We start from the raw sequence: 18,949 nt of genomic DNA, 5'->3' as shown, positions 1-18,949 counted from the left end.
GATGAGTAATCCGTATAATTGCTTCCAGCTGGTTACAAAAGGTGGTAAACCGTCACGGTCTTCCGACTCAGTTGGTCTGATATTCATGGGCAGCCAGAGTTTAGGGATTTATTCAGAAATATACGGGTATTGTACCACCAGCAAAAATAGAACGGTTTTTAGTTTGTTTTAGCATAAAATAAAAAGCAGGCGGATATAAAACAGGATACTGCAGGCTAGTTAGTTGAATTTTAATCAATTATTTTCAAAAAATATTACGATTGATTTACCTAAACTCTTTGTTGTGAAAAAATGTCTTGCCCTGCTTGCTCTCCTCTATGTTGTGATGTTTAACAGCGCTGATGCTCAAAAACTTCCGCCGGTTTTTGACAATAGCTTTGAAGCGCGACAGGATTCGCGGGTTAGGCAATATCTTACGCCAAAACGGATCGTCTGGATGTCGGACAAGAATGGGAACAACGTAATTGACCCCCAGAATTTGCTGAGGCCGGGGACTGGTCAGGCCGATCTGGTCCATAAAAATTTTTGTAAGTTGATCAGCACAGATGATGTGAAGCCCGGTATACTCCTTGACTTTGGAAAAGAAATTCAGGGAGGTATTCAGCTTGTAACCGACCAGCCTGCTAATCAGAAACCGATCCGGGTAAGGATCAGGTTTGGGGAGTCAGTAAGCGAGGCAATGTCGGACATTGATACAATACACGGAGCGACGAATGACCATGCTATGAGAGACTTCACGATCGAGGTTCCATGGCTGGGTGTGATGCAGGTAGGGAATTCCGGGTTCAGGTTCGTGAGGATAGATTTGGTGGATGTCAACAGGGAATTGCAGCTTAAGGAGGCCAGTGCCGTTTTTGAGTACAGGGATATCCCATATCTCGGATCATTTAAAAGTAACGACGATCGTCTCAACCAGATCTGGAATACCGGTGCATATACCGTTCACCTCAATATGCAGGAATACCTATGGGACGGGATCAAGCGCGACCGGCTGGTGTGGGTTGGAGATATGCACCCGGAAGTGATGACAATCAATACGGTTTTCGGGAAAAATGAGGTAGTAGCGAAAAGCCTTGACCAGGCCCGTGACATTACACCATTGCCAGGATGGATGAACGGGATCAGTGCGTATTCGATGTGGTGGGTACTGATTCACCGTGATCTCTACAAAAACCAGGGAGACTTAGCGTACCTGCGTCAGCAGCAGAAATATCTGGTTGGCTTGCTGGATCTTTTGATGGAGAAAACCAAAGACAACAAAGAAAATCTGGACGGGACCCGGTTTCTTGACTGGCCGTCCAGTGAAAATCCCAAGGGGATACATGCCGGTCTGCATGCGATGATGGTGATGACCCTCGAGGCAGGAGCCGAGCTTTGTACGATACTTGATGAACCGGGTCAGGCTGCAAAATGTAAGTCGGTAGCGAACCAGCTAAAACTATATGTACCGGATGCAAACGATTCTAAACAGGCTGCGGCATTACTTGCGCTGTCGGGGTTGGTCCCTGCAGAGAAAGCGAATGAAGATGTGATCTCAAAAGGAGAGTGTGAGCGGTTTTCGACCTTCTATGGATATTACATGTTACAGGCGAAGGCCAAAGCAAAGGATTACGAGGGCGCCCTCAGCTGCATCCGTAATTACTGGGGCAGTATGCTGGATATGGGCGCTACTACTTTCTGGGAAGATTTTGATCTGGAATGGACGAAAAACGCAGCACCGATCACCGAGCTTGTTCCGGAGGGAAAAGATGATATCCATGGAGACTTTGGTGCTTATTGCTATAAAAATCTACGGCACAGCCTTTGCCACGGGTGGGCTTCCGGCCCCACTTCCTGGCTTACGGAGCATGTTTTGGGTGTAAGTGTGGTTGAGGCGGGGTGCAAAACAATCCGTATACAGCCTAATCTGGGCGACCTCCAATGGGTTGAAGGTACCTATCCCACACCGTTGGGTGTGGTGAAAATCAGGCATGAAAAACAGGCAGACGGCAGCATCAAATCGAATATCGATGTGCCGAAAGGAGTGAAAATTTTACGTTGATACCGGATTATTCCGGTTGCAGGCGCTGAATACAAATTTCCAGGCTGTCGCGCCAGTAGGGGATAGCTACGGAAAATGTATTTTTAATTTTAGATTTATCCATTACAGAATATGCCGGTCTTACAGCTTTTGTGACATATTCGGAGCTCTTGACGGGGTTGACTTTGACGCTGGTTTTACTGATATCGAATGTTGCCTTTGCGAAATCGTACCAGGAAGTAACACCTTCATTGCTGTAATGATACACCCCGTAAGACTCGCTTCCTGACTCAATGATGTCGAAAATAACGCCGGCAAGGTCGATGGCATAGGTCGGTGATCCGGTCTGGTCTGCGATCACGCCCAACTGTTCGCGTTCTTTACCCAGGCGCAGCATGGTTTTAACAAAATTGTTGCCAAACTCCGAGTACAGCCAGCTGGTACGTATGGTGAAGTAGCGCGAAAGTATTCCTTTGATAGCTTCTTCACCTTCCAGTTTGGTAACCCCATAAATATTTTCAGGGTCTGTCGGGTCTGTTTCGCTCAGTAGCTGAGGCACATTTCCTTTGAAAACAAAATCCGTAGAGATATGAACCAGTGTTGCGTTGTGGCTGGCGCAGGCTGATGCAATATAAGCTGCGCCGTCCCGGTTCACTTTCCGGCAGATATCCTGCTCATCCTCTGCTTTATCTACTGCGGTATAAGCGGCGCAGTTGATGACGAATTCGGGCTGCTCACGGGCAAACAATTTTTCAAGTAATTCAGGATCAAGAATATTCCCTTCGTTTTCGGAAGGAAAAGAGATGTCAAGAAATTCCCTTTCCGCTGATACTTTTTTTAAACAACTTCCCAACTGGCCCGAGGCCCCTAAAACTACAACTTTCATCTGATGGTGAATCTACGTAAGGCGCAAAGATAGAAAATGAATAATTCTTGCTTGTAGAATTTATTCATTTATAAAAATCAACTAATTTGCTATTAAGTCTTCTTTATTACGAAATAATTGTAGATTTTTGTTAGGTGCTAAAAGATGTGAGTACAAGAAATATGACACGAAGAACTGTTCCACGTGCGTGAGTTAAAAAATGTATTCGTGAAAGTGCCCGGTTGGGTCAGGGTTTGGATGTTCGCCTGACAAAGACAAACGAAATCAGAAAACCAATCAGCAATAAAACGACAATGTATAAAGGAGTTTGATAGGAGCGGTTCAAAAGTCTAAGTCCAAAATCGAATGCGGAGTCAAAACGCGACCAGAATTTTGTGTTTTTAATTGCATTATAAATCAAAGTTCCAATCGTGCCGCCGATAGCACCAATGAGTAATCCTGAAATCAAGGGGTGTCTAAGAACAGTAAATCTTTGTTTCATACTCTTGAGGGGGTATTCGTCTGTTGGAACTTTAATATAAATTTTTAAAATATTCATATTCAGTCGTCTATGTTCTCAAAATTCAAGTTAATAACCTTTTAAGAGCAACCCAATAGAAAATGAAATCGTTTCAACAGTTTCTCGAAATTTATCGCGATTGAAAGCCTGAGAGTGATTTTCCGGATTTTCGAGATGCTATACGTAGCGGGATAATTTTGAACTGTCTGCACTATACTTATTATTTATAAAGTCTTATTAATGAGGGAAATGTTATTCTAAAATAAAAAGAAATATGAACGAAACCTACAACATACGCACACCATCAGTAGCCCACAGCAAAATATTCTGGCTGATCCCACCGGTTTTTATAGTTGGTGCCCTGGTATTTTTTCTTATCGATATCGTTGGCGGCAGCGCGATCCGGCATTCAGGTGTTATTGTTGAGAAATTTTACAAGCCGGAAAGGATACATCTCACCAAAGTTAAGGAAATGCAACCGAAAGGAGAATTTGCCACTTATTTAACGGCGGAAACAGAACCTGCGGAATGGGCTATATTTGCAAGGTCTAAATCAGGAAGAGTGATTCGTATGGAATGCGGCCGCGACCTTTATTACAGTAAAAGTATTGGCGAGTCGGTTCGATATGTAATGGTTCAAGGCTTGATGACAAGTTGGCCGTATTACACGCAGGGAATTGTGGGCCCTTCACCAGCCAGGAATAGAATGATGACAACGGCTCAGGCTTTTAGACAAATGAAAATTCGGACAGCCAGCTTATAGCTGAGACACGCTGACTTAGCATAAGACTGGTGATAAATAGCAATTTCCGAATTTGTTTGCGTATATTATTTACCGTTCTTTTACCTGTAATTGAATGATTCCCCACACCAGTTGTGATCTTCCATAATCCAGCTTCACGCCAGCTTCTCATTGTGTTGTATAATGCACTGTAAACCAGTGCGAAATAAACTTATTTGCTTTTCAGTCAAGTATGTACAATCTCGGAATTGTACTATTTAAATCACTTAGACGGCCTCATTTCTGACGTTGTTTAATTTTATCCTTCGGGTATTAAAATTACTATTCGGATGATAAATTAGTATCTCTTGCCTAATCAGCTGCCAAATTTTTGTTTCTGCGTAAAAGTCTATGATATGCAGGATATTATCCTTTTGCATGGAGGATTTGTTGTAGCACCACAGGTAAAATCCGGGAAAGATATCAGTATACGCTGAATAGTTTTGTTGCCTAAATCCGGGGAAAAAATGTTAGGGGAAAAACTTGGCCCAAAAGGCCTGCAAACTGTTTTGTATGCCCGCCTTAATATTGAATATGAACGTTTTGCGGTTAAATTTGTCCGCTTTACTGCTGAATTACATGCTATTCGCTGAAAAATTATGCAAATTTGTTTTACAATTAACGATATGATCATATAGTACAATATTCAGAAGGGATATTGTACTATACGACGTGATCTAACCCAACCATAATTAGTCAATTTGTCCAGAGTTCAAATCAGGTTTAATTCCAGGGTTTGAACGGAGTCTTTGCAGGAAGTCCGATCATCTTGATTTAAAAGATCATGTATCGCACCTTCATTAATAAACAATTTCCCGAGCTCTTTCAGAAATGAAAAAGTAACCGCTGCTCTGACACTATGATTTGCAAATGCTGATTTTTTTCAGCGGGGAAATTTGTATGTCGAAAAAGTAAATCTATTGTGCACGGGTGGTCGTATGTGACTGTACCTGCTCACCCTTGGAGCCGATAGTTCCACGGCTGTTAAATATGAATAACCCTCTGATGAATAATTAATGACGTTCCTGTTCATCACATATTCAACTTGCTTAGCTATGAAAAAGAATTACTATTTTGAGTGCCATCCTCTATACCTCTTGCCTCGTAACACATTATTTTTCTTCATTACTCTGTGCATATGGAATAGCTTAGGATATGCCGAACCGGGCCCAGGTGTAAGCAAGGCTCACGCGCTGGAATCGCTTGGTTTGAATTTTGAAATGAAGCCTCTTAGTGGCTGCGCGCCGGTCAGTACAATGCCATGCGAGAATATCAGGGTTAATCTCCCATTCAATTTATCGTTCGAGGCGCCTGTTGCAGGCACAATTGCAGATAAGAATGGAAACGGTACAGGTTTCACCACTGTCAATACTTACTCGGGAAACCGGACAGCTGCGGATGGTGCACCATCGGTGGCAAGCGTACCTGGCTACGAACCGTCGAGAATTACTTTGAGCGGTGGGAGACTGAATATTCTTGCAAACAAAGGGATTGACTTCCAAACCAACAATAACCAACTGAATGTACTGGGGACAAGCATTAAAACGGCTAAAAAACTTCAGCTCGAAGTAAAGGTAGTAAATCCTTTTAACGGAGCTGAATCCCAGCAGGCCGGACTCTATTACGGGCTCAACGATAAGACGTTTATCAAGCTGGGTATTTCTGGTAATAAGGTAGAGCTTCGGAAAGAGCAGAATGATATTTCATCTGCCACCACTGGTCTCGGTAACCCTGATCAGAGAAGGACAGGAACTATAGATGGACTTTCCACAAAAACAGTGAGGCTGCGCATGATCATCGACTCTGCAACTAATACAGCTGAGGGATTTTATTCCATCGATGGCGTTACCTATTCAAGCACAGGAGCATTGTATACGGTTCCGAGACTGAATATCTCGGGTACCGGATTAGTGCAGGGTAATGTTTACGCAGGGGTTTATGCTACTTATCGTAACGGGGCTTCGGCGGTAAATTTCAGTTTTGATGATTTTGCGGCCATCGATCTTACTGCCGCGCCCGTTCTTGCCGAGCCGATTAAAATCAATTTCCGCCCCGGCTCGTCCGCGTCTCCGGCAGGTTATACGTCAGACAACGGTTTACCCTATGACGCAACCCGGAAATTCGGGTGGATAAATGCTACGACTCAGACACCTTCGGATTACAGTGGTAATACGCGGCTAAGAAGCGGGGCAGGTGACGCCAGACAACTTTCACTTGTGCAGATGCAGGCGTCCTCGGAAAATACTGCACCAGGCGCGTGGGAACATATAGTGCCGAATGGATTGTATACGGTTACTGTAAGTGCGGGCGATAATAATTACTATAACAGCGTCCACCAGATCAACGTCGAAGGTTTACCAACGATCAGTGATTTTGCGCCTTCTGAGCAGAACAAGTTCCGAGTCGCAACTGCAACCGTTCAGGTTAACGATGGAAAGCTGACGCTCCATGCGACGGGAGGTTCCAATACTAAGATGAATTATGTCACGATTGCGCAGGCGGGGCCTGTGAATGACGCGGTCGCGCCTGTGGCCAGCGCGCGGATTTCCGGCACGCTCAGGTCACCCAATGTTTACGATGAAAAAGCGGAAATAAGTATCACTGCAACGGACGCAGGCGGATCGGGCCTGGCCAGGTTACAATATTCAATCAACAATGGGGCTTATATCAACTACACTGCACCTTTTACATTGCAAACAGCTGGTGACTACAATCTCAAAGTAAAAGCAGCGGACGCAAACAATAACGAGACCATCACAAACCCGTATGTTTTTACAATTCAGCCTCCGATCCTGAATGTTAGGATCAGCTTTCAGCCCACCGGAACACCGGTGCCTGCAACGTATACGGCCGATACGGGGTCTCCTTTCAACGCGGTGCGTAAATTCGGGTGGCTTAGCGCCATCAGCCAGCAGCCGTCAGATTACAGTGGTAATATGCGGTTAAGGACCGGTGGCGGGGACCTGAAACAACTATCGCTGGTGCAAATGCAAGCCACTTCTGAGAACACCGACCCGGGTTTTTGGGAGCACATTGTTCCAAACGGATTGTATACCGTTACGGTAAGTGCGGGCGATAACAGATATTACAGCAGTAATCATCAGATCAATGTGGAAGGCCTGCCTACGATCAGCGATTTTATGCCGTCCGAGCAGAATAAGTTCCGTACCGCTACCTCGACTGTTCAGGTAACCGATGGCAAGCTCACCATTGACGCCACAGGTGGTAGAGCTACCAAAATGAATTTCCTGACATTCCGGCAAACTACTCCTGTAAGTGACGCTGTGGCACCCGTGGCAACCGCCAGGCTCGAAGGTGAAATACAATCCGGCAGCACTTATAAAAATGAAGTACAGATCTATATGACAGCAACCGATGCCGGAGGTTCCGGGTTGAGTAAATTGCAGTATTCATTGAATAACGGAGCTTTTGTAAACTACACCGTTCCATTTAAAGTTCAGGTTCAGGGCAACCACAACGTAAGAGTAAAAGCCTCCGATGCCAACAATAACGAAACAACTACCTCTCCTTATACTTTCAGCATTGTCAGTACAAGTACAACTAAGACACTGGCATTTTCGGTACCCAAACTGAGTTTTACGGTATTAAAAGGAAAGCCGGTTGAAACCCAATCGGTGAATGTGGTTGCAACCCCGCCTACTGCGTTCGTTCTGTCAAAAACTGAGGCGAGCTGGCTTACATTGCCTGGAAATTCATCAACCACACTTCAATTTGGCCCGCAAAATATAAATTCAAATGTGGAAGCCGGGTATTATCAGGCCCTTGTAACAGGTAGTGCAGCCGGCTACGAGTCCGCGACAATGCTCATCGACCTGCACGTAGTTGAACCTCTGCATGCTCAGGCTGTTAATGTTAATTTTCAGGATGCTCCCACAGTTCCGCCGCTCAGCTACGTAAAGGATTACGGGCAACCCTTTGGTCTCCGGACTGGCGTTTACCAGGGAGCGGGCCTGAAATACGGGTGGAAAAAAAGGTCGGACGGAAGTTTGCTTGACCTTTCTACCAATGGTCGCAACCGTGACATGCCCGACGACGTTTCTCTTGCCACGCTGATGCACATGCAAGCCAATCATATCACGACTTCCTGGGCAGGTGTAAAAACGGAAGGGTATTGGGAATTAAAAGTGCCGAACGGAAGCTACGACGTAGCGTTGGCGGCAGGCGATGCGTTTTTGAACTCTTCCCCTGAAATTCATTACATCAATGTGGAAGGGGTGAATGCTATCAGTGGCTTTGTACCGAGTGGTGCCAAAGGTACGATCACCAGGTTTAAGTTCGCCACCGTCCGGGTAAATGTAGCGGATGAGCTTTTAACGATCAATGCGGACGGAGGAACCAACACCAAGATCAATTTTGCAAGCATTACCCCGGTTTCCCTCAGCCAATATTTGTACTGGGCATCGAAGACCTCCAATATAATCATTGATAAAAATGGTTCCGGAACAAGCGCATTCCAGGTTGTTCTGGGTAATTCAAACAGTACGTCAGCCCCTTATACCATCACAGCAGTTTACGGTGATGGAGCGACAGGTTGGCTGGGGTTCAATCCTTCGGTCAGCGGCTCGCAGCCCAATGTCAGTTTTGACTTTACCGGCGCCAGAAGTTTGCCGGTCGGCATGTATAAAGTAACGCTCACCGCCACTTCCGGACAGTTCACCAGTGCAGTGCATGAAGTTCAGCTGAACGTCGTTGATGGTTCGAAACCTTACGTTATCGCATCCAGTCCTGCCAATGGAGCGACTAAAGTTTCCTTAAGCACGGTGAGCATAGCCGCGAATAATTTACATATTCCCGTAGTACCGGGAGTTCAGGGCGGCGTGAACAACAGTACCATCACCAGTACTACCGTAAGGCTTCTGAAAATAGTGGACAACGTTTCTACTGCAGTAGAGGGCGTGGTTCAGGGAACAGGCGGGGGGGATGTTATCAGCTTTTCCCCTTCCAGCAGCCTGGAACCAAATACTGTTTATAAATTTATAATTACGTCGGGAGTGAAATCCTATGCCAACGCTGGTTTCTCGCCTTATGAAGCTACTTTTTCGACCGCCGCAGCCAAGGTGGATTCCACGAATATCCTGAATGCACAGTTTGCCAAAGTCCCTATACCGGGTACGCAGAATAAAAAATACTGTTCCGTTGTAATCGGACCGGACGGGAAGTTTTATGCGCTACGGCTGGATGGTGTTATCGAACGGTACCAGATAAACCACAGCGATGGAATGTTGTCCGGTGCCAAAGTGATTAACACAATAGTGAACAGATATGGTCTGCGTTCCGCCATAGGGCTGGCTTTTGATCCCGGCTCTACGCCAACGAATGTTATTGCCTATGTTTCACATTCATCGCCGGGACTTTCTGCCGCACCGGCATTTGATGGTAATATCTCGAGGTTGCAGGGCGACAGCCTGCAGACGGAGCAATTGATCGTTACCAAGCTGCCGAGATCGAAAAGAGATCATCTTGTTAACAGTCTGACTTTCGGGCCTGATCAGGCACTTTACATGTCGCAGGGAAGTAACAGTTCGGCAGGATCCTATGACGGCGACTGGCAAAGAGATGAAAGCTTGCTTGCAGGCGCAATTTTAAGACTTGATCTGGGTAAACTCAATGGAATTACTCTGCCGTTGGATGTTCAGACGACAGCGAACCAGGCTATTATCAATGCTGCGCCGGCTGTTGCAGCGAAAATGAGTGACGGTACTTATAATCCTTACGGCAGCGCATCGCCATTGACAATTTATGCTTCCGGAGTACGGAATGCGTATGATCTGCTCTGGCACTCCAACGGGCAGCTATATGTACCCACCAACGGATCGGGCGGGGGAGGCAATTCACCCGCGTCCGTAGCGGGTACCAGAAGACCCGACGGTACCTTTTACTCCGGGCCTGAAATTCCCGCTACCAATAGCATCAAGGTACAGAGCGACTGGCTGTTCCGTGTCAATCCGAACAAGCCGATTGGCTACTTCGGACATCCCAACCCGCTGAGAGGAGAATATGTGCTGAACAGGGGCTTTACCGATAATCCTTTGTACTTGCCGTCGGTCGGGCCGGATGCTAATTACCGCATCGGGTATAATTTCGGATTGAACAACTCCCCCAATGGTGTGCTTGAATACAAAAGCAACACCTTTAACGGAATACTGAAGGGCAAAATCCTGGTTTGCCGGTTTTCAGGAGGAGGCGACATCGCAGTGATGGAGCCGGGTTCAAAAGTGAACACTTCCAATCCGACTGATGATGCTGTTTATGATATCATTAAAGTTACAACCGGATCAGGAAATAACGGACTGATTGGAATGTCAGGTTTTGGAAATCCCCTGGACATTGTCGAAGACGTAGCGAGTGGTAATTTGTATGTGGTAGAATACAATTGGAATGACAGTCCAAACCTCACGTCTCAAATCACTTTGTTGCGGGCGCATCAGCAGGTTGAACCAGCTCCTGAACTCAGGGTCGTCACTACCAGCACCGAACCTGACGCCAATGCATCACACAAACAATATGAGATCACCATGACCAACAAAGGCGGGGGAACTTTGCGCATAAAGAACATTGATATTTCGGGGCCGAATACCGCCGATTTTACAATTGCAGATTTTCAGTTGCCGTCTGAGGCAGAACCGATCAAGCTGGAGAAAGACAGTTCGATCACATTTAAGGTATTTGCATCTGCCTTTGCAGGCCGGTCTTCCCGTGCCAAGCTGGTGATAACTGGCATGGACAATACAAGAAAAGAAGTGGACATGAGTGCTGCATTACCAACAGACTTAAACAAACTTGTTAATGACGCGGATGACCGTTTACTGAACGTTTTTCCCAATCCAAGTTTCGGTAACCAGATTTCTGTGCAGCTTGAAAATTTCAACCGGCAGGAACCCATAACAGTTTATGTTTATGATATGAACGGGCGAATCGTAAAGTCTGTCAGTGCGGTGACCGACAGAGAGGGGAAGTTCCTGATGCAGATCGGAAACAAGGAAAAAAACATCCAAAGCTTCATTGTAAGAGTTGTTTACTTATCCGGCTTCAAATTTGTAAAAGTGGTTAATAACTGATCATCAATTATACATTCAGGGTAAGTTCACACTGGCCAGGGTCTGCTGAAAAGGCATGTTCTGGCCAGTTGTAGTTTTAGTTCGAATCGAGGCAGAAACATGCTTTTGTACAATTAGATATTGACGATCCGGAATTGTAACTGGCATAAATTTTGTACAATAATGTGTGTGAATTTTAAAAACTTCTTCCGACTGTCGGAATATTTTGAATAAAGCGGATTTTACAAAAGAATAAGGATCCTGATTAAGTCGGTTATAGTCGGAAGTGTCTGACTGATATAAAGTTGTATATTATTAAAATGGTCCGGACAGATAATCGGCATTGCCATCGACCTAAACGAAAATAAGAATACTCACATTATTTATATTTCAGGAGCAGCGAAATTCTGTGGATAAAATGCCGCTTTTTTCCAACACTTTGGAGAAAAAAGTTTCAGGCGGAATCATTTTCGAAGGTAGGTTAAAATTATATTTTAAAAACTGGCACTGGGCGCTCGTAGACCAGGCCGCACAACTAATTGAGTTACTATACATATCAAGTCAAGCAATTGGGTTACTATACATATCAAGATAATTTCAACAATCCCGAAAATTCAACCCAGGCGTGTGGACTGCCGGTGACGATGTTTGGGACATTTATGGGCTCTTAGAATCCTCTTCTGTTATGATTGACACATTAATAATTGCAAATGATGCCCGTGAGGCCGAGGTATTGAAGCAAATGATTGAAAATGCAAATAGCAGCTTCAAGGTGGCTGAAATCCTCTCGTCTGTGCGGGAAGCGAAAATCTGGCTGACCAGTAACAATGTGGTACACCTTATTTTCTGCGACATAGAATTGAGGGATGGCCTGGGGTTTGAGATCTTCCAGGGTGTACCTGCTGCCCCGGTGATTTACTTCACTACCTACGATGGTTACGCACTCGAAGCCTTCGAAAATAGCGGGATAGACTATCTTATCAAACCAATCGACGAACGAAAGCTGGAGAACAGCCTCAGGAAATTCTTGCAGCTAAAGAATTTGTTCGGCGAAGAAGGCAGCTTGATCCAGCCCAGGCCGGTAAAAGTTGGTTTCCCAAAGTTCAACAGCTATAAAACGTCTTTGCTAGTCTATTTTCAGGATAAGATCATCCCGGTCAATATGGACCAGATGGACTTTATCTACTACAATAATTATATAGTCACTGTTCACGCGCAAGGTGCTCATTATGAGACGCGTGACACGTTGAATAACATTATCACCACTTTGAATCCGCGTGATTTTTTCCGGGCTAACCGTCAGTTTATCATTCACAGAAAGGCGGTCACAAACATCCAGCAGTACTTCGGACGGAAATTGCTGGTCGGGATGTCTGCCCCCACACCGGAACCCGTAATCATCAGTAAGGCCAATGCCTCCGATTTTCTGAAATGGATGGAGGGATTGAACATAGAGGAAGCCCGGTTCGCAATTTCCCTGGATGATGCCCGTTTTAGCGCCTGATTTGTCCGTTTTAATTCAGTTTTATTCGACCCCTCAGGATTTATGGGCAATTTTATAAGGTATTTTTTATCTGAATTTAAGTTTACTAGGGTTACAAATTTGTGTTCCCGATTATTTTTAAAGACGATCTGATCTACAGTTCCTGAAGGAACGGAGCCTGATTTTTCTTACATGAACCTGCCAACAAGCATAGCCTTAACGCGGTACTGTTGAATCCGGCTGTCACCCTAACAAAAGATGAAATGTCAAAATAGTTTGTAATTTTTCAAAATATCTTGTTGAAATACTTCCTCGTATATTGTAATGCGTAATGTTTTTCAGTAAGAATTAATTCTATTTTATATTACACCATATCCTGCTAGCTTAAACAACCTCCTCGGAAAGTTTTGTAACGATATAAAGTCATTGCAATCGGCATTACACGTCCTTTGCCTGGTCACCTTATGTTACAATTCTGCCTTGTTAATTTAATCAATGACTCATGTTAAAGGTCTATCGCCTCAATTACTATCATTCCAGATTTGTTTTGTTTGTATTATGCATGATCGTCTCTATCATTATGGGGGATTTTGCACATGCCTCCGCCAAACCAGTTTCCGGTGCCAAAATGATCGGCATAAAATCCGGGGAGTTACGTTCCGCAGCTAACTTGGTCGATGGCTGTTTGCCGGTCAGTACGATGGCTTGTTCGGAGTTAAAAGTCGGCATGCCCTTCAATTTGTCGTTCGATGCCGCGGTGAGCGGAACAATCGGAGATAAAGACGGACAGGGAACCGGTTTTAGAACTGTCAATAGTTACTCCGGCGGCAGGGCTGCCGAGGATGGACAGCCTGCTGTGCCCGGCCTACCTGGTTATGAACCGTCCAGGATAACGCTCGGAGGCGGCCGTCTGCAGATTGTTGCCAACAAGGGTATCGATTACCTTACCAATAACAACCAGCTCAATGCCTTGGGGGTAAAAATTGATGCAGTCAGCAAGTTTCAGCTGGAAGTGAAGGTGGTTAATCCTTTTAATGGTTCTCAAGCCCAACAGGCTGGGATCTGGTATGGTATCAGCGATAACACGTTCATCAAGCTTGGGATAACCGGCAACAGGGTCGAACTCAGAAAAGAGCTGAATGACGTATCGAGCACTGTTTCAGGAACCGGTAACCCTGATCAGCGAAGAACAGAACCCATTAGTGGATTAAATTCAAGAACTGTAACCTTACGCATGGTTATAGATTCGCAGGCGAACACGGTGGAAGGGTTTTATTCCACTGACGGAGTGACCTATATCAGTACGGGCGCATTGTATTCTTCTCCATACCTGAACCTTTCGGGAACAGGGCTTACGCAGGGAGAGATGTTTGCAGGCGTGTTTTCCACTTACAGGAACGGAAGTTCTGCAGTAACATATACCTTTGATGATTTTGCGATTAGCAATCTGACCGTGGAGCCGCCTGTCGCAGAAACTGTGCAGATCGATTTCCTTCCTTCGGCCAACACGGTAGCTTCAGGTTTTACTGCGGACAATGGTCTGCCTTTTGATGCAGGACGCAAGTTTGGGTGGATCAACGCTGCCACACAGGCGCCTTCCGATTATAGTGGCAACATGCGTTTGAGGGCCGGATCGGGCGATGCGAAACAGATGACGCTGGTTCAGATGCAGTCTGCGGTGGATAATGCCGCTCCCGGAGCCTGGGAACATACAGTTGCCAATGGTTTATATACCGTTACCGTAGGTGCGGGTGACGATAGGTACTACGACAGTAACCACCAGATAAATGTGGAGGGGCTGCCCGTGATCACAGATTTCCGTCCGTCAGCTCAAAGCAAGTACAGGGTAGGTACGGCTACCGTCCAGGTGAATGATGGTAAACTGACTATCAATGCGACCGGCGGGACCAATACAAAGATGACCTACCTGACTTTTAAACCTGCGACAACGGTAAGCGATGCGATAGCGCCTGTTGCAAGTGCCCGTTTTGAAGGGACAGTTTTGTCGCCCAATGTTTATGACAAAAAAGTACAGGTAATCCTGACGGCCAGTGACGCAGGGGATTCTGGCTTGAAAACATTTCAATACGCGATCAATGGAGGCAGTTACACCAACTATACGGCCCCGTTCCTGATTGAAACCGGTGGTAATTACAGCCTTACTGTAAAAGCCGCGGACGCAAATAATAACGAAACCATTACGAGCGCCTACACCTTTACGGTTTATACAGAGCCGGCAGTTGAACCTATTAAAATTGATTTCCTTCCGGCTGCCAATACGGTAGCTTCGGGTTTCACGGCGGACAACGGTTTACCCTTCGATGCAGGACGTAAGTTTGGCTGGGTCAACGCTGCCACGCAGGTTCCTTCAGATTACAGTGGCAACATGCGTTTGAGGGCCGGATCGGGCGATGCGAAACAAATGACGCTGGTTCAGATGCAGTCTGCAGTGGATAATGCCGCTCCCGGAGCCTGGGAACATACAGTTGCCAATGGTTTATATACCGTTACCGTAGGTGCGGGTGACGATAGGTACTACGACAGTAACCACCAGATAAATGTGGAGGGGCTGCCCGTGATCACAGATTTCCGTCCGTCAGCTCAAAGCAAGTACAGGGTAGGTACGGCTACCGTCCAGGTGAATGATGGTAAACTGACTATCAATGCGACCGGCGGGACCAATACAAAGATGACCTACCTGACTTTTAAACCTGCGACAACGGTAAGCGATGCGATAGCGCCTGTTGCAAGTGCCCGTTTTGAAGGGACAGTTTTGTCGCCCAATGTTTATGACAAAAAAGTACAGGTAATCCTGACGGCCAGTGACGCAGGGGATTCTGGCTTGAAAACATTTCAATACGCGATCAATGGAGGCAGTTACACCAACTATACGGCCCCGTTCCTGATTGAAACCGGTGGTAATTACAGCCTTACTGTAAAAGCCGCGGACGCAAATAATAACGAAACCATTACGAGCGCCTACACCTTTACGGTTTATACAGAGCCGGCAGTTGAACCTATTAAAATTGATTTCCTTCCGGCTGCCAATACGGTAGCTTCGGGTTTCACGGCGGACAACGGTTTACCCTTCGATGCAGGACGTAAGTTTGGCTGGGTCAACGCTGCCACGCAGGTTCCTTCAGATTACAGTGGCAACATGCGTTTGAGGGCCGGATCGGGCGATGCGAAACAAATGACGCTGGTTCAGATGCAGTCTGCAGTGGATAATGCCGCTCCCGGAGCTTGGGAACATGTGGTGCCGAATGGCAGGTACACGGTAACAGTAGGTGCGGGCGATGACCGGTACTATGACAGTAACCATCAGATCAATGTGGAAGGCTTGCCGGTAATCACGGATTTCATTTCTTCCGCACAGAACAAATTCAGGATTGGCACGGCGACCGTTCAGGTGAATGATGGGAAACTGACCATCAATGCAACTGGTGGGACGAATACCAAAATGACATATCTGACTTTTAGCCCTGCGACCATAGTAAATGATGACATCTCTCCGATTGCATCAGCAAAACTGGTTGGTACGCTAAGGTCTTCAAATGTTTATGATGAGCAGGTACAAATTGTCCTCACCGCGAACGACGAGGGAGGATCTGGTCTTGCTTTATTTCAGTATGCGCTGAATGATGGCACTTTTATCAATTACACAGGCCCGTTTACGATTGAAAACGGTGGTAATTACAGCTTGACAATCAAAGCAGCTGATGGTAATGGTAATCAGACATTTACAAGTCCATATAATTTTAGTGTATACAAACAGCCTACGACCGGTGCTTACATGGTGCTGAAAAATTTGGATAACTTCCCAGCCGACGATCAGCTGGTTTTTTCCTCTATTCAGACACCGTGGAGACGTACATCTCCGGAGATAACTCCGTATAACGCCAATCACGATCGTGTAAAGTTGAGGATCAACAGCAAGGGAACAGGTCGACTGGTTATCAGTAACCTTCGGTTATCCAATACTGATGCATGGAAAATAGTATCGGTCAATAGTGATACGACTGCCAAATTGCCGATTTCGATTACAACCGGGTCTTATGCGGATGTGACGATTATGTTTATGGCAAAAGACGCTGCATCCAGAGCAAAAGTATTTCACGATACCCTGGCCATCACTAGTAATGACAGTATCTCGCCTTTGAAAAGGGTATTGCTGCATGGCTTGTATCAGAAATCCGGAGAAGGAAGGAATGAGCCTTATGCTCAGGAAATCATCAACGCATTCGGTTTTACTTCGAAAACCGGTTATGGTGCCACCGATGGGACTGTCAAAGGGAGTGCGGTCATTACCACATCATCTCACGAAGTTCCTTTTTCATATCTCGTAAGAGCGGACGAATCCAAGCCGGTTACAGTTTATCAATTGGCCGCCTACCATAGCTGCTGTGCGTCTACCGAAACGATCAGGTATTTTGCAAAAGGCTCATCGTCGACGACCAGCCTTTTTAACCATAATGACCTCGACGGCCAGTCTTTGTTGCCGAGGCTGAGAAATTCAAATAGTTCGCTGGCTCAGGGATCATTCAGCCCTACCGGTGCTTTCGGATTTAAAGTGTCGATATCCTCTTCGGACAGGACACAAAATGACGGTAACATCATTGGATTAAGACTGGTCAGGGCCATCGATGCAAACGGAAATGTCATTCCCAATGCTTATTTCCTGAATCATGACTACATCAATGTGTCGGTAACGAACTATGATTACCAGGATAACATGTATTATGTTGAAAACGTGAGACCTGAAACAGGAACCGTTCACTATTCTACACTGGAATCCATTTCGTCGTCTGCGGTTAGTTTCAATCCAATAAACACCGGAGCGAATGCAACGATTCCGGTTACGCTGAAAAATCAGGGGAAAACATACCCGGACAATACCAGCGATCCGTCAGCTGTTGTGAAGAGTATTAAAATAACAGGGCCGAATGCAAATGAATTTTCTGTAGGTTCGCTGAGTGCTACGACGATTCCGATTCAGACCACGGCAGCACTTAACGTCAAATTCTCTCCGACATCTGTTGGTATCAAAAATGCGGCCTTACTTATTACCTACAATAACGCATCCGGCCCGTTGAGGATCCCGCTTTATGGTATTGCAAACAACAGTAGCTCAGTCGTAAGTGTGGTTAAAAGGATCAAAGGGGGTTCGGATACAGACATGATGATCGGAAATAATCTGTATGAAAATGATAAGAACTACCGAAAAGGCTCTGTAAGGCTGGATAAACAGGTGACTTTAAGTGATGTAGCAGGGACAGATATCGACTCATTGTACCAGACTTACTTATCAGCAGCTGCCGATCTTGCCGAGACTTCTTACGAAATTCCCGTCAGCAATGGAGACTATCTGATCCGCATGCATTTTGTGGAGAATTATTTCACGGCTACTGGCTCCCGGGTTTTCAGCACGACCATTGAAAATCAGGCAGTGCTGAATAACCTTGATATTTTTAGCGAGGTCAAATACAGGACGGCTCTGGTGAAAGATTTCAGCACGACGGTAACCGACGGTGTTCTTAACATTAAATTTAACCCTGTCGTCAACCGGCTTGCACTCGCTGGTCTGGAGCTTTTCCGGGTTAGTAACCCCAATGCACGAATGGCGGCTGCGGAAGAAACAAGTTTTGAAGAGTCAGGCGCTGCGAAATCCATATTCGTTTATCCTAACCCGACTTCCGGCAGCGAGTTCAATCTGAGCGCAAGTAATTTCGGCAGGAACGAAAAAGTGACAGTTACGATCACAAGCTTGTCAAACCGGATCATTGAGACCCAGACGATCATCACCGACGGGACAGGTGGAGCGAACATACCTGTGCAACTGAAAAACAAACTCAACAGTGGAATGTACATCATCAGCGCTTCGTCCGCTTCGGGTGTAGTGCATTCAAAGCTCGTGGTTGAGAAGTAAAATAGGGTAGTAGTAAATAAATGCGAAGGCTCCCCGGTTCACCTGTTTGTGTGAACCGGGGAGCCTTCGGACTTTTAAAGAGGTCATCAGCTAGCCTTCAAAATATTTGCGGTAAATGATAATGGTTTTAGGCCATAGCGGAAGATCAAAGGAGAATCATGCAGCCCGCAGGTAATGTCCATTCATAGCTGAGGATTAATTGGGATCAAGTGCATATAGGCAGATCGTTGTAGGAGATGATCCCAGCGTGTTCAAGGCTCTAATGCTTACATAGTTTGTGTATATGTACTGGGCCG

8 protein-coding genes are annotated in these 18,949 nt (G+C 45.8%); 6 read left to right on the top strand and 2 right to left on the bottom strand.

Translation table 11 applies throughout. From position 1 onward, the window contains the following. Positions 1 to 283 precede the first annotated feature (283 nt). Positions 284 to 2,041, top strand: a complete 1,758-nt coding sequence (locus FBF61_RS22115; RefSeq protein ID WP_229215173.1) for an alpha-L-rhamnosidase-related protein — start codon at positions 284 to 286, stop codon at positions 2,039 to 2,041. A 7-nt stretch (positions 2,042 to 2,048) separates the two neighbouring features. Here the strand turns inward: FBF61_RS22115 and rfbD are convergent, their stop codons facing one another. Next, the gene (gene rfbD, locus FBF61_RS22110) at positions 2,049 to 2,906 is read right to left on the bottom strand and encodes a dTDP-4-dehydrorhamnose reductase (protein ID WP_138481471.1); all 858 of its coding nucleotides are present in this window, start codon (positions 2,904 to 2,906) and stop codon (positions 2,049 to 2,051) included. Positions 2,907 to 3,132: 226 nt separating this feature from the next. Beyond that, on the bottom strand, positions 3,133 to 3,444 hold the full coding sequence (locus FBF61_RS22105) for a hypothetical protein (RefSeq protein WP_138481469.1): 312 nt from the start codon (positions 3,442 to 3,444) through the stop codon (positions 3,133 to 3,135). Between the two features lie 235 nt (positions 3,445 to 3,679). On the opposite strand from FBF61_RS22105, the gene FBF61_RS22100 reads away from it, so the two are divergent. The 5 genes from FBF61_RS22100 (at position 3,680) to FBF61_RS22085 (ending at position 18,653) form a co-directional block, all read left to right on the top strand. After that, positions 3,680 to 4,168: a hypothetical protein gene (locus FBF61_RS22100; protein WP_138481467.1), complete on the top strand. Its 489-nt coding sequence runs from the start codon at positions 3,680 to 3,682 to the stop codon at positions 4,166 to 4,168. A gap of 485 nt (positions 4,169 to 4,653) precedes the next feature. Continuing rightward, positions 4,654 to 4,779, top strand: coding sequence for a hypothetical protein (locus FBF61_RS35295; protein ID WP_262712826.1), 126 nt, complete (start codon positions 4,654 to 4,656; stop codon positions 4,777 to 4,779). Positions 4,780 to 5,406: 627 nt separating this feature from the next. Beyond that, positions 5,407 to 11,265, top strand: a complete 5,859-nt coding sequence (locus FBF61_RS22095) for an OmpL47-type beta-barrel domain-containing protein (RefSeq protein ID WP_166444586.1) — start codon at positions 5,407 to 5,409, stop codon at positions 11,263 to 11,265. A gap of 664 nt (positions 11,266 to 11,929) precedes the next feature. After that, positions 11,930 to 12,748: a LytR/AlgR family response regulator transcription factor gene (locus tag FBF61_RS22090; RefSeq protein ID WP_138481463.1), complete on the top strand. Its 819-nt coding sequence runs from the start codon at positions 11,930 to 11,932 to the stop codon at positions 12,746 to 12,748. A gap of 481 nt (positions 12,749 to 13,229) precedes the next feature. Then, positions 13,230 to 18,653, top strand: a complete 5,424-nt coding sequence (locus tag FBF61_RS22085) for an OmpL47-type beta-barrel domain-containing protein (RefSeq protein ID WP_138481461.1) — start codon at positions 13,230 to 13,232, stop codon at positions 18,651 to 18,653. Positions 18,654 to 18,949 lie beyond the last annotated feature (296 nt).

This window comes from Dyadobacter bucti (genome assembly GCF_005869225.1).
In the GTDB taxonomy this organism is placed as follows: Bacteria; Bacteroidota; Bacteroidia; order Cytophagales; family Spirosomataceae; genus Dyadobacter; species Dyadobacter bucti.
The sequence above is the reverse complement of the archived record's forward strand: the minus strand, read 5'-3'. Positions and strand labels throughout refer to the sequence as shown.